We start from the raw sequence: 12,842 nt of genomic DNA on the forward strand, positions 1-12,842 counted from the left end.
CATGGAAGCCGGCGAAAAAGCCCGTAACAGCAAGCTGAACAGCATATTTCTTGTTGCAATTTCATAGGGTTCTACTATAATGTTGTTTATACTTTTTAAGGGAGCCATGATCATTATTGAATAAGTCTGAACTGAACCGCATTACGCAAGAGCTTCTACGTCGGTCGGGCAGCAGCGTTACCGTACAGCTGGACGGCTATTTCCCGGGGGGCCGGTTAGTCGGAGGGAAATATGCCATAGGCGATCACAGCGTGACCATGTATACGGAGGTCATTCGCCAGCAGTGCCTGCAATTGTTCGGATCGCTTGAACAGGTGTACGCTTATTATGCTGTCGTCTTCGCGCATGAACTGGGTCATTCGATGGACGGCCAATTATCCGAGCTGTGCGATCTGCTGGATTCATCGGTTGATGAATGGGAAGACATGCGGATCCTGCGGCAAATTGAGGAGAATGCCTGGAATCTTGCGATGCCTTGGATAAGCGACGTGGATTCGTCCCTGGTGAAGGTTATCGTGGATCAATCGCTCGAGGCATATCGGGAAGAACCGGCAACCGTTAGCGCCTAATTCATGCTGAACTGTCGTCGGCCGAAATTCCATGCTGGACGTCTTACAAATACATGAAGGCACCCGTAAGGGGTGCCTTTTTTTGAATGCTTTTGAATGAGAAAAACAGAACGCAACACGTGGACAGACAGCCATTTGCCCCATCAACTGCAAATGACCTAGCCAGCGTTGAACCTGCTTATCCATCTGGTTCTGCGTTATGGATCAGCTCTCCGGGTCCAGCTGCTTGAGCGGCTCAGTCGCCGGTCCCTCCAGCACTTCGCCGTTATAGCCGTATCTGGAACCGTGACAAGGACAGTCCCAGGAACGCTCGCCCTCGTTCCACTCTACTTCGCAGCCCATATGCGTGCAGGTGGTGTCCACCAGAAACAGTTTGCCCTCTTCATCCTTATAAGCGCCGGCGCGCTGCCCGTTATGGCGGACCACGGCGCCTTCTCCGTTCTGAAGCGTGGACATATCCGCATCGGACATATCCACTTTGCCGGACACCAGATCCTTCGCAACGGCCGCATTTTGAACGATAAAGGTTTTAATGGACGGATCCGCCTTAAACCGGGACGGGCTGAATAATTCGGCGTACCGGTTGTCGGCTTCAAGGATGTGATCGCTGATGATGTGGGCCGCTAGCGTGCTTGTCGTCATGCCCCACTTCCGGTATCCCGTTGCTACCAGGATTCGGTCCTCGTCCGCTGTGATCGGCCCGATATACGGGACATTATCCAGCGTGATCAAATCCTGTGCGGACCAGCGGTAAGGGATGGAGATTGCCCCCAGCAGATTTCCTGCGAACACCTCCAGGTTCTCATAATGCTGATGGGTACAGATGCTGCGGCCTGTCGCATGATTCTCCCCGCCGACAATGACGAGCTCTTCGCCCTGGTACGATGCGGACCGAAGGGAACGGGTCGGATTGTCCACGCTCAAATACATGCCGCCCGGATACGCGGTCTCCGGCTTAACCGCAATGGCATAGGAACGTTCGACGTGCAGCCTGGAGAAATAGAGGCCCTTGCCGTCATGAAAAGGGAAATGCGAGGCGGACACCGCGTATTTGCACGTGATGCGATGATTGCCCCGTTTGGTCTGCAGCGACAGCGGACCATCGGTCTCAATCTTTCCTCCAATGGTCGTATTTTCATAAATGCGCCCGCCAAGCTTCAGAAACTCCTCGGTCAGATGCTTGACATAGTGCAGGGGATGGAACCGGTATTGTCCCGGCATTTTCACAGCTCCTGTTACCGGAATCGGCAATGGAAGCCGATCCGTCCATTCGCCTGGAATGTCCAGCTTCTCGTATGCCCGGTATTCCTGCTCCAGCTTCTCGAGCGTTTTGCCATCCTGCTCTGTATAGATGTAGGCATCCTCCAGCTTCAGTCCGAACTTGTCTTCCTCTCCGCCTACGATATCTCTTATAAACTCAATGGCTTCCCGGTTCGCTTCATAATAGAGGCGCGCCTGTTCCTCTCCAAAATGCTGGATCAGCTCATGGTAGATCTGTCCGTGCTGAGCCGTAACCTTCGCGGTCGTATAACCGGTCGTTCCGTTGAAGATTTTCCCCGCCTCAAGAAGTACGACATCCTTCCCGGCCTTTGCGAGCAAATAGGCGGTCGTAATGCCCGTTATGCCTGCGCCGACTACCGCGACGTCCGTTTCAATATCCTCCGCGAGCCGCGGAAAGGAAGGGAGCTCGGTCGTTGCTCTCCACAGCGATTCCGGATACCGGGGCAATTGATGATAAGATGTGCCCGATGGGTTCATCTGGATTCCTCCTTTAGTCTCTCTATAATTTCAGCTGCTGTTTCTCCAATACGCTTGTCCCCATTATTACCACAATAGACCAATTAGAAACGAGAAGACCGGCGTGAAAAATAGGGTGCTTTCCCGAAGCTTGCGAATCCCGGCAAACTTTTCTGGTTGATTGTTAATAATTTGGGACATTTGTACAGAAAATAGAAGGACATGAGCGGTTTGCTTGTCAATGATAAAGGAGGGATCGATCATGGCCACCGACCAAAAGCTGCAAGCCGAAGAAGCAAGGAAATGCCTGCAGGAGCAGTTGAAGAATATCGGGGATGTTGAGCAGCGTGAGCTGAAGAATGAGGAAGGGCATGCGCATCTCATCTATCTCAAAAGTATGTGCGACCCCATCCTAGTTAACGACAATTTGATCAACCGATTCTACGAGCTGAACTCCATGGAGCTGTTCGAGCGATTTATCCGGTCGTTCCCGTCAAGCCTGGAGCCTAAGGATAAGCAGGAGCTGCTGCGCAATATGCTTAGAGGCTGCGTTGCGATCTTCATCCGCGACCGGGTGCTGCTGCTCGATGCCGTGCTGGTCAATGCTGGACCCGTCCAACCGGCAAGCACGGAGAATGTAATGCAGGGACCGGACGATTCCTTTACGGAAAATATCGAGGTGAATCTCAACTTGATCCGTCACCGTTATCAGACGACGGACTTAAAGACGGAGTTCATGACGGTCGGTCGGATCTCCCAAACCCGGCTCATTATTATGTATGACGAAGCGAAAGTAGATCACTCGGTGCTGAAGGAGCTGAAGAAGCGGCTATCCGAGCTCAAGACGGATATCATTCAGTCTGCTTCTGAGATTGAGCGGCATACGATGCATCCGAAATTGCGGCTGTTTCCGACATTGATGCTCACCGAGCGTCCGGACCGGGCCGTGCTGAACATATCGCAGGGGAAGATATGCGTGCTTATGGACTCCACCGGGTACGTCTTAGTGCTCCCGGCCATCTTTAATGATTTCTTCACGGCGATGGACGACAAGACCCAGCTGCCGCCCATTGGCTGGTTCCTGAAGGCTATCCGGTATATCGCCCTGTTCATTACGGTCATGATGCCGAGTTTGTACGTAGCTTTTACATCGTACAATCCGGAAATTCTGAAGATGCAGATTACGCTGCTGATTGCGGGAAGCCGGGCAACGGTACCCTATCCGTCCTCCTTCGAGGTCATCTTCATGCTGCTGGCGATGGAATTTCTCGTCGAGGCGAGCGTCCGCCTTCCGAAAGCGGTCAGCCAGTCGGCCACAACGGTAGGCGGTCTTATCTTGGGCACGGCCGCTACGGAAGCCGGCCTGGTCAGCAACGTCATGATTATTCTCGTTGCGGCGGTGGCTATTACGAACTTCGTGATTCCAATTACGATGATGAGCATGGGGATCCGCGTTACTAAATACTTATTCATTGTCCTATCCACCTTCTTCGGCCTGGTCGGCATCGTCCTTGGGATCGTCTCGCTGATCATGTACCTGACCAGTCTGCGCTCCTTCGGTAAGCCGTATCTGAAGATGTTTGCGATCGAGTGGAGAAGGAAGGGAGATCAGCAGAGTGGTTAGGAACAAATACTTCTACTATCTCTTTCTGCTCAATGCTTCGATCAACCTGATCAACTATGTGCCTCGCATCCTGATCCAGGACCGGTTCGACGGAGTGCTGATGTCCATCCTGATCGCGGTCCCGGCCGGATCGATCCTGATGTATGTCTTCGCCAAGATACTACAACGATTTCCGGGAGAAGGGCTGCCGGAAATCTTCCATTCGGTGTTTCCGGTTTGGATTTCGGGTTTGCTGTTGGTATTGTATGGACTGGGATGGTACTTTTCCAGCGCAATTACGCTGATTAGTTTCATGGATATCACGTCCCGCTACATCAGCCCGGACGTATCGCCTTATATCGTTCTGACCGGATTTCTCGTCGTTGTCGGTCTAAGCGCAAGGCTGGATTCGGAATCGCTGCTCTACGCGCTGGAAATGGTGCTGTACATAACGATGCCGCTGATTGCCTATATGGCTTGGAGAGTCTACAGTAATCCGTATTTCAGCTGGGATTCCGTAAGGCAAATTATGACTTACGCCTGGAATATGCCGAATTACCGCACTGTAGCCGCAGCGACTTATATTTATACCGGCTACATCAACATGGTGGTCTTCAACCGGATCTTCCGCCGATTCAAAGTCAGGTACATGTTCTCGATCATCCTGGTAAGCATCGTATCTCTGTTCATATCGCTCTTTGGGCCGATCGGGATTCTGGGAGCCAATGGAGCAGGCGAGCATGTCTATCCCGCTTTCTCGACGGTCGATGCGCTCCGAATCCGGTATTTTATTATTGAGCGGATGATCTATGTGTTCTTTGTCGTCTATATGATCCTGTCTCTGATGAACTCGATTATCCACTGGCATGTGGGGAAAGAGCTGGTTCTGGGAGGATTTAAGCTGGAAGGCGAGAAGCCCTCGCTGCTGCCTAAGAAACGGAAGGCGGAGTGGTGGGTTCTGGCCCTTTTCGCCGTCGTTATTTTCGTGCTGGCCACGGTTATCAATCAGTATACGCTCAATGATATGGCGATTGTGTTCCTGGACGTCCGGTTTGCGGGTGAAATCCTGCTCGTCATTCTTTTGATCTACGCCGCAATAAGAAGAGGAAGGAGGAGGAGGGCGTGAAATCCTTGAAAACGTGGTATACGCTCCTTATCTGCGGTTCGATTATGATACTCGGCGGGTGCGAATTTCGGGATATCGATCTTCGGCTCTTCGTCGTAGCGATCGGCATCGACGTCTCGGAGACGAATCCGGACATGAACCGGTTCAGCTTTAAAATCGCGATCCCTACAGGCGATCCGAAATCGGGGGACGTCAAAACCGTGCTGATTACGCAGGAATCCACCAGCATCGCGGAGGCGATCCGGGAGGCGAAGTCCAAAGTGGACAAGGAGCTGGACTTCGGTCATTGCAAAGGGGTCTTGTACGGGGAGGCGTATGCCCGGCAGGATATCGGCAAAATTCAGGACTGGACCGTCCGAAGGCGGGATATGCAGCTCCTGATGTATCCGGCCGTTGCCATTCCGACGGCCGAGGCGGTCCTGAAGGTGCAGCCCGCGACGGAGCGGATCGCCGGGAACGCTATTTTTCTGGCGCTTAGCGAGGATGGGACAGAATCGCCTTTCATTGCAAAGACGTACTCCTTCGATTTAAGCAGGCGGATGACGGAAACCGGGGAGGATCCCGTCATGCCGGTCATTGAAGCGACCGGGAAGGAGATTTTGAACATTGACAAGGTTGCCTTATTGGACAAGAGCCGGGTGAAGACGATCTTGACGCGGGATGAGACAAGGCTGTATAACTTGCTGGACCAACGGCACTTAAGCACCAACTTCGGTATTAAAATCGAAGGGGAATTGTTCGAGGTGAACACGGACCGGACCCGAAGCCGCTATAAAATCAACGAATCCAAAGAGGGAGCGGAGACCATCGATTATAAGGTCAGCATCACGGCCATCCTGGAGGAGAAAGAGGATAAGGCGCCGATGACCCCTGCAGGACTCCGCAAAATTGAGAAGGAGTTCAACAAGGACCTGACCGAGTCGATTACCAAGCTGCTGGAGAAGATCCAGAAGACGGGACTGGATCCCTTGGGCTTCGGGCTGCGATACGGGGGTACCCACTGGAATAACGATACCGAAATGGAGAAGTGGGCTGAAATTTACCCGAGGGCCAAGTTCAATGTTCATGTCAAAATGACAATCAAGTCCACCGGCTACAAACGGTAAGCAGGGATTCCCTCCCTCTAGCGTACCGGAAAATGGTACAATACGGATGTAGGCATCAATCTCTGTAGAAGAGGAGGCTTGGATATGGAATTTCGAAGATTGGGCGGAAGCGGACTGAAGGTAAGCGAAATCAGTCTTGGAAGCTGGCTCACGTACGGCGGGTATGTAGAGCGTGATAATGCGGTGAAGTCGATTCAGACCGCCTACGGCCTCGGCGTGAACTTTTTTGATACGGCAAATGTGTACGCGCAGGGAGCGGCCGAAGTCGTCGTAGGCGAGACATTGCGAGCATTCCCGCGTGAATCCTACGTGCTGGCAACGAAGGTATTCGGCAAAATGGGCGACGGGCCCAACGATCAGGGGTTATCCCGCAAGCACATTATGGAGCAGTGCCATGCAAGCCTGAAGCGTCTTGGCACCGATTACGTTGATATTTACTACTGCCACCGGTTTCACGAGGAGACGCCGCTTGAAGAAACGCTGCGGGCGCTCGACGACCTCGTTCGGCAAGGGAAGGTGCTCTATGTCGGGGTCAGCATGTGGACGGCCGCCCAGATGGAAGCCGCTCTGGCGATCGCCGACCGTTACCTGCTGGACCGGATTGTGGTGAACCAGCCGCTGTATAACATGTTCGAGCGCAAGATCGAGGAAGAAATCATTCCGCTCGGCGAGAAGAAAGGCATCGGCCAGGTCGTATATTCCCCGCTCGCTCAAGGGGTGCTCACGGGCAAGTACAACGCCAAGCAGGATGTGCCTGAAGAGAGCCGGGCGTCCAAGCTGGGAGCGGATCGCCTCAAGATCAGCGAGGACCGCATTCGGAAGGTGCAATCGCTTGGGCGCATCGCGGACGAGCTCGGCATCACCGTCGGTCAGCTGGCTTTGGCGTGGATTTTGCGCCAGGACAACGTATCCAGCGCGCTCGTCGGCGCAAGCCGTCCCGAGCAGGTGGAGGAGAACGTCAAAGCATCCGGCATCAAGCTGACGCCGGATACGCTGTCCGCGATCGAGGATATCCTTAGTAACGCTTAACCCAGCATATAGTCATGGATTTCGGGGGCGGAACACACGCGGTTCCGCCCGTTGTTTTTGGCCCGGTACAGCTCTTGGTCGGCCTGCTCCATCAGCTGGCGGGCTTCCCTGGAGCGTATCGTGTCCGGATGGACCGCAACGCCGATCGATATCGTGATATGCAGCTTCGTGCCATTATCGAGCGTGAAGGCGTGACGCTCCACCGCGGCCCGGATCCGTTCGGCGATGGCCGTCGTCTCGGCGATGGTGGCTTCCGGGACGAGGACCGAGAACTCCTCCCCGCCGTTGCGGGATACCTCGTCGAACGAGCGGGCGTTATCCTTCAGCACCTTGCTCAGCTGCTGCAGAACGGCATCTCCGGCCGCATGGCCGTAGGTGTCGTTTATTTTTTTGAAATGGTCAATATCGATCATGAGCACCCCCAGACGTTCGCTGAAATGCTGGGCTTCCAGAAAGCGCTCGGACAGCAGCTGCTCAAATTGACGGAGATTGTTCAGGCTGGTCAAATAATCGGTCTCGGCGTATGTTTTCAATTGAAGAAACAGCTTATTGGATGTATGGATATACTCGGTCAGCATGTAGATGACCAGCGTGGCCAGCAGGGAGATAATCAGGTGTTGGGTAAATACGCTGAACACTTTATCGCGATCCGGAATGTTCGACGCAATCACAAAGAACAGCACGAGCATGCTCGCGATGGACATGGTCATCATTTTAGTCAGGCGGTCCCATCGGGCTAACGAGATAAGCCCGCAGATCATACCAATCACCAGCATTCCGGCGCCTGCTACAGCGGAGTAACCGGTCATGCCAAAGAGCAGCACACGCCCGACGGCCATTAACAATCCGGCAATCAGGGACGGGAGCCACCCGAGATAGCTGGCGATCACAATGATGGCGAGATGTCGTAAATCGGCGAAAAATCTCGGATCGATCGGAAATGAGTAATACATCAGAATGATCCCGTAGATTCCAAAGAGCACCCCGCCGCAGAGTTTAACGGAGCGGGAGGGCGAATCGAAGCCCGTTACGTATTGCCTGGACAGCAGGCCCGATACGTATAGAAAAGTTACGAGAATACAGAAGTTGGTAAACAGGATGTTGATCATGTAAGGGAGTCATTCCTTTCACGTAACCCTGAACAAATGCGCCCAGAGCGATAAGGACAGTCATCCCTATTTTATCGGAAAATAGATTATTCTGTCGAACAAAATCCAAATTTTGTGGCTTTCAGCTACCGTTTAGAGGGAGGCGCACTTCGAACATGGTCTGATCCGTATTGCTGGTCACCTCGATGCTTCCCTCATGGGCCTCCACGATAGATTTCACGATGGCAAGCCCCAGACCGGAGCCTCCGGTCTGGTCCGTACGGGATTCATCCGCCCGATAAAACCGTTCAAACAGGTGGGAGAGGGCATGCTGCGGAATAGGGGGTCCGTAATTGATCACCTGAACGACGGCACTCTTTCCGTCCCGGAACGCTTTCAGGTCGACCCTCCCGGCATCTTTGCCGTGGCGTACCGCGTTCGACAGCAGGTTCTCGAAGATTCGCATCAGCTTGTCGCCGTCGGCGGAGAGGCTGATCTTCTCCTCGGAAGGCGTAAACTGTACCTGCACGTCTCCCCTCACGGTTTGCCCGGTTAATGAAAAGTCGACTGCCAGCTGGCCCAGCAGCTCAACCAGGTTAATATCGGTACGATTCACAGGCGAATAACCGATCCGGGTATATTCGAACAGATCGTTGACCAGCCTGCCGAGCCGCAAAGACTTACTATAGGCGATATCGGTATAGTAGCGGAGCTCGACCTCGTCCTTGTAGCGGTCTTCGTTGACTAATCGCAAATAGCCGATGATTGAGGTCAGCGGCGTGCGGAGGTCGTGGGACACATTGCTGATCAGCTCGTTCTTGGACTGGACGGCCATCCGTTCTTCCTCCAGGGACAGCTTGAGCTGCTTGGCCATCTGGTTGATTTGGAGGGCCATCTGGCCGAGTTCGTCCCCGGAGCTTACCTTGATCTCCTGATCGAGCTCTCCGCGCGCCAGCCGCTCCGTGCCCTGCATCAATTGATTGATCTGCCGAATGGTGCTCTGGCTCATGAGCAGCACGACAAAGATGAAGATGATGATCCCGATGATGGTGGCAGCGACGGGAAAGCCGAACATATTTTCCAGCCTGCGGCTGATGTTGAACAGTGAGGTTACCCAAGGCTCCCGCCAGTATTCCCGGCCGATCACCTGCATGATCTTTTGGAAGCCGAACAGGATGGACAGCGTCAAAGCCCCGCTCACAAAGAACAGGGTGATGATCTTCCACTGCAGCTTATGCATGGATTTTGTACCCTACGCCCCACACGGTCTGGATGAGCTTGTAGCCGAGCTCCTTCTCCAGCTTGTCCCGCAGGTTGCTGATATGGACCATGACGGTATTGTTGGAGACATAATATTTCTCCTTCCACACCTGCTGAAAGATGTCTTCGGCGCTGAAGATTCTTCCCGGCTGACGGGCGAGCAGGTACAGAATGTCAAACTCCCTGGCGGTCAAGGTGACCGGTCGGCCGTTCGCTTTGACCTCATGGGTCGTGCGGTTGATATCCAGGCCATCGATTTGCAGGCGGTCGCTGTCCATCTGGGCGAGCCCCGTGTTGTATTGGGTGGAGCGGCGGATCAAGCTTTTCACGCGCGTGGTCAGCTCCAGCGGATTGAAAGGCTTGATCATATAGTCGTCGGCGCCGGTCATCAGGCCTAATATTTTGTCCATATCCTCGCTCTTGGCGCTCAGCATCAGAATCGGGATGGACGAGGTTTCCCTGATTTTACGGCATGTGTCGATCCCGTTCAGCCTTGGCATCATAACATCCAAGATGACGAGATCCACCGATCCCTGATGCAGCTTCAGCTCAAGCAGCGCTTCTTCCCCGTCATGCGCTTGAATCACCCGGTATCCTTCATTCTCCAGGTAGATCGAGATCAATCCCGATATTTCCTTGTCATCGTCAACGATTAATACGCTTCTCACGTTTGAATCCTCCAGTAAATCCACATTAGATACGGCAGCTCATCCTATATATGTACCATTCCGTCGATGGAGTCGCTGCCCCTAAGGCAGGTATTCGGTCGGCGTCGTATCTCCTAGCAACAGTTTACCCTAAATATGGATGGAAAAAAGGCCTAATATTGCGTTTTGCCGTCTGAATCCGTAATCCATCAGCTTCTGAGTCTCCGTAAATCTCTGTTCGGCATGGCCGGTTCCAAGAACGACGGAGATAAGCCGGACCCCGTTCCGGGCCGCTGTTCCGGTGAAGCAATAGCCGGCGGAGCGGGTGTATCCGGTCTTAAAGCCGTCGCTGCCGTCATAGGCATACGGCTCGCCGGGAAGCATCAGATTGGTCGTGTGCAGCGAGATTCCCTTCTGCGGGATCGAAAGGTCGCGCTTGCTCGTTACCTCCACCACATCGGGATAGTTCTGAAGCAGCCACCTGGCGAGCATGGCTGCATCCCTTGCCGTCATGACCGTCTCGCCTTCGGAGGCCGCTTCGGGAAAGCCGCTCAAATCTTTGGCGGTAAGACCGGATGCATTGGCAAATACCGTCCGTCCTGACAGGCCGATCTCCCTAGCGCGGCGGTTCATGCTATCGACGAATTCGCGCTCGCTTCCGGCTAGATGCTCGGCGATGGCGATGGCGGCATCATTAGCCGAATGAATAATCAGCGCTTCGAACATTTCTCTAAGCGTATAGGTCTCCCCGGACTTCATGCCGACTTGGGAGCCGGGAGCTTTTTCGGCATAACGGCTGACGGGTACCGTCTCGTTCCAATCATGCCGTCCTGAAGAGACGGCATCCATGACCATGAGCTCGGTCATCATCTTGGCCATGCTTGCAGGTGGAAGCGGAAGATCGGCCCGCTGGGCATACAGCACCCTTCCGGTCTCGGCATGGATGAGAATGGCCGAACGGGCCTCGATCGCAGGCGGAATGAAGACTTTTACAATGTAAAAGAAGAGCAGGCTGACGCAAAGACCCAGGAACCACAGAGCCATGCCGGCTTGTCCCTTACGTCTTTCCGCCGGCTTCGACCGACGCGGGGAACGATACGGCAAAGAGTTATCAGCGCTCTGCCTTGAAGAAGAGAAACGCGGCTTGGATACCGTTGCCATGACGGATGGATCGTCTCCTTTTTAGCGGATATGTACCGAAAATTGATATAAACCAGTGTAACCGCGCGAGCTAAAGGAATTGTAAATGGATTCTTAAGAAAACATAAAGATTACCAGCAATTGAGTATCTCTATAAGGTTGACCCTGACCAAAATAAGATTTATACTTGATCTAAAAATAAATTAAAAGGGTGAATACCTTGAAATCATTAAATCTAACCACACAGCGCCAAGCGGTATACGATGTGCTGCGGGAGTCGCATGACCATCCGACGGCTGCGGAGATCATGAACCGCCTGGTGGAGAAAGGATATAATCTTGCGTATGGGACGGTCTATAACTCCTTGCGCTATTTGACGGATAAGCAGCTGATCCGGGAGCTGAAGCTTGGCGAAAGCGCAAGTCGGTACGATGCCCGGACGGATGAGCATCAGCATATCATTTGCGAAGTGTGCGGCAAAGTCGACGAGGTCATGACGGAGGTGCCTAAGGATTGGGCGGACACCGTAGCAAGCGAAACCAGCTACGTCATCCATCATGCTCACGTTGTATTCGGGGGGGTGTGTCCAGAATGTCAAACCAAACGGAAGAAATAATGGAGATGGCGACCGTATATTCGTTTCCGGACTGGAAGACGACCAGCTTGTACCAGCATCCGGGAGCGGGTATGGCGATCGGCGATGCTTGTCCTACGACGATGCGCGCGGCGCTGTTAAGCCGGTCACCTGGACGGGTTCATGAAATGTTCATGACGCTGACGGAGAACTGCTTCGAGGTGATGATGTTCCGGAAGTGGGAGCCGCGTCTCCAAACGGCTCTGAACACCGGATTGATCATTGCGGACATGACCGGCTGCAGGGACATGGCTGCCTTCAGCAAAGAACGGGAGCTGCTGCTGCCGGAGCATCCTTCGATCCCGGTCCTCTATCTTGTTGGCGAGGAGCTTATGAGCAATGCCGGCGCTAGTCTGATGAACGAGGAGCTGATGGTCTGGCCGGCTCGCTCCAAGGATACGATGATGTACCAAGTGCAGCGGACGATCCGCCTGTTCGCCCCCGTCTCCGCTCCTGCCGGTGATGAGGAAGCTAAAGGTCTCGTATTTAAGGATCTGACCATTGATCGGGATAAAATGACGGTTCATCGCGGGCAAGCTCCGATTCATCTCACCAAGACGGAGTACATGCTGCTTCTGCTGCTAATGGATAGCAAGGGGGCCGTCTGCACCCGCGAGGAGCTGATGAGCAAGATTTGGGACACGGATTTTATGGGCGGCAGCAATGTGGTTGACGTGCATATCAAGAGCTTGCGCAAGAAGCTGAGCGATAATGCGGGAGCACCACGCTATATCGCGACGGTACGTGGAGTAGGTTACCGCTTGGCGGACTAACCTCCTCCTTTTTTTCTGCCACGGATCATTCATAAGAACTTCATCGAATGAACATGAATGCTCATTGGTCAATCACGCAACGCTCATCGAAGGCTCATGCGACACTCATGACCGGACAAATTCCGGGATG

General features: G+C 53.6%; 12 protein-coding genes. 7 read left to right on the top strand and 5 right to left on the bottom strand.

The features are described 5' to 3' along the window. Positions 1-116: 116 nt before the first annotated feature. On the top strand, positions 117-569 hold the full coding sequence (locus NST44_RS07080) for a hypothetical protein (protein WP_340898546.1): 453 nt from the start codon (positions 117-119) through the stop codon (positions 567-569). A 204-nt stretch (positions 570-773) separates the two neighbouring features. On the opposite strand, the gene NST44_RS07085 is transcribed toward NST44_RS07080, so the two are convergent. Further along, complete coding sequence (locus NST44_RS07085) at positions 774-2,327, bottom strand: FAD-dependent oxidoreductase (protein ID WP_340898547.1); 1,554 nt, start codon at positions 2,325-2,327, stop codon at positions 774-776. A 241-nt stretch (positions 2,328-2,568) separates the two neighbouring features. Between NST44_RS07085 and NST44_RS07090 the strand changes: the two genes are divergently transcribed. From NST44_RS07090 to NST44_RS07105, 4 genes are all read left to right on the top strand, one after another. Further along, positions 2,569-3,930, top strand: a complete 1,362-nt coding sequence (locus tag NST44_RS07090) for a spore germination protein (RefSeq protein WP_340898549.1) — start codon at positions 2,569-2,571, stop codon at positions 3,928-3,930. Continuing rightward, positions 3,923-5,035, top strand: coding sequence for a GerAB/ArcD/ProY family transporter (locus tag NST44_RS07095; RefSeq protein ID WP_340898552.1), 1,113 nt, complete (start codon positions 3,923-3,925; stop codon positions 5,033-5,035). Before NST44_RS07090 ends, NST44_RS07095 begins: the two co-directional genes overlap by 8 nt. Beyond that, positions 5,032-6,141: a Ger(x)C family spore germination protein gene (locus NST44_RS07100; RefSeq protein ID WP_340898554.1), complete on the top strand. Its 1,110-nt coding sequence runs from the start codon at positions 5,032-5,034 to the stop codon at positions 6,139-6,141. The genes NST44_RS07095 and NST44_RS07100 overlap by 4 nt, the downstream gene beginning before the upstream one ends. Positions 6,142-6,225: 84 nt before the next feature. Then, a complete protein-coding gene (locus NST44_RS07105; RefSeq protein ID WP_007128858.1) occupies positions 6,226-7,170 on the top strand; it encodes an aldo/keto reductase family protein in 945 nt (314 codons plus the stop codon). Here NST44_RS07105 and NST44_RS07110 read toward each other — a convergent pair. From NST44_RS07110 to NST44_RS07125, 4 genes are all read right to left on the bottom strand, one after another. Continuing rightward, the gene (locus NST44_RS07110) at positions 7,167-8,279 is read right to left on the bottom strand and encodes a GGDEF domain-containing protein (RefSeq protein ID WP_340898557.1); all 1,113 of its coding nucleotides are present in this window, start codon (positions 8,277-8,279) and stop codon (positions 7,167-7,169) included. The two genes, NST44_RS07105 and NST44_RS07110, sit on opposite strands and share 4 nt — an antisense overlap. A 121-nt stretch (positions 8,280-8,400) precedes the next feature. Next, complete coding sequence (locus NST44_RS07115) at positions 8,401-9,498, bottom strand: sensor histidine kinase (RefSeq protein ID WP_007128856.1); 1,098 nt, start codon at positions 9,496-9,498, stop codon at positions 8,401-8,403. Then, the gene (locus NST44_RS07120; protein ID WP_340898559.1) at positions 9,491-10,186 is read right to left on the bottom strand and encodes a response regulator transcription factor; all 696 of its coding nucleotides are present in this window, start codon (positions 10,184-10,186) and stop codon (positions 9,491-9,493) included. Before NST44_RS07120 ends, NST44_RS07115 begins: the two co-directional genes overlap by 8 nt. 129 nt (positions 10,187-10,315) lie before the next feature. Further along, positions 10,316-11,326: a D-alanyl-D-alanine carboxypeptidase family protein gene (locus tag NST44_RS07125; RefSeq protein ID WP_340898561.1), complete on the bottom strand. Its 1,011-nt coding sequence runs from the start codon at positions 11,324-11,326 to the stop codon at positions 10,316-10,318. 199 nt (positions 11,327-11,525) lie between these two features. On the opposite strand from NST44_RS07125, the gene NST44_RS07130 reads away from it, so the two are divergent. Both NST44_RS07130 and NST44_RS07135 read left to right on the top strand, forming a co-directional pair. Next, on the top strand, positions 11,526-11,921 hold the full coding sequence (locus NST44_RS07130; RefSeq protein WP_007128853.1) for a Fur family transcriptional regulator: 396 nt from the start codon (positions 11,526-11,528) through the stop codon (positions 11,919-11,921). Beyond that, complete coding sequence (locus tag NST44_RS07135) at positions 11,897-12,712, top strand: winged helix family transcriptional regulator (protein ID WP_007128852.1); 816 nt, start codon at positions 11,897-11,899, stop codon at positions 12,710-12,712. The genes NST44_RS07130 and NST44_RS07135 overlap by 25 nt, the downstream gene beginning before the upstream one ends. The last annotated feature ends 130 nt before the right edge of the window (positions 12,713-12,842 follow it).

This window comes from Paenibacillus sp. FSL W8-0919, assembly GCF_038003785.1.
Taxonomy (GTDB): domain Bacteria; phylum Bacillota; class Bacilli; order Paenibacillales; family Paenibacillaceae; genus Paenibacillus_AQ; species Paenibacillus_AQ lactis.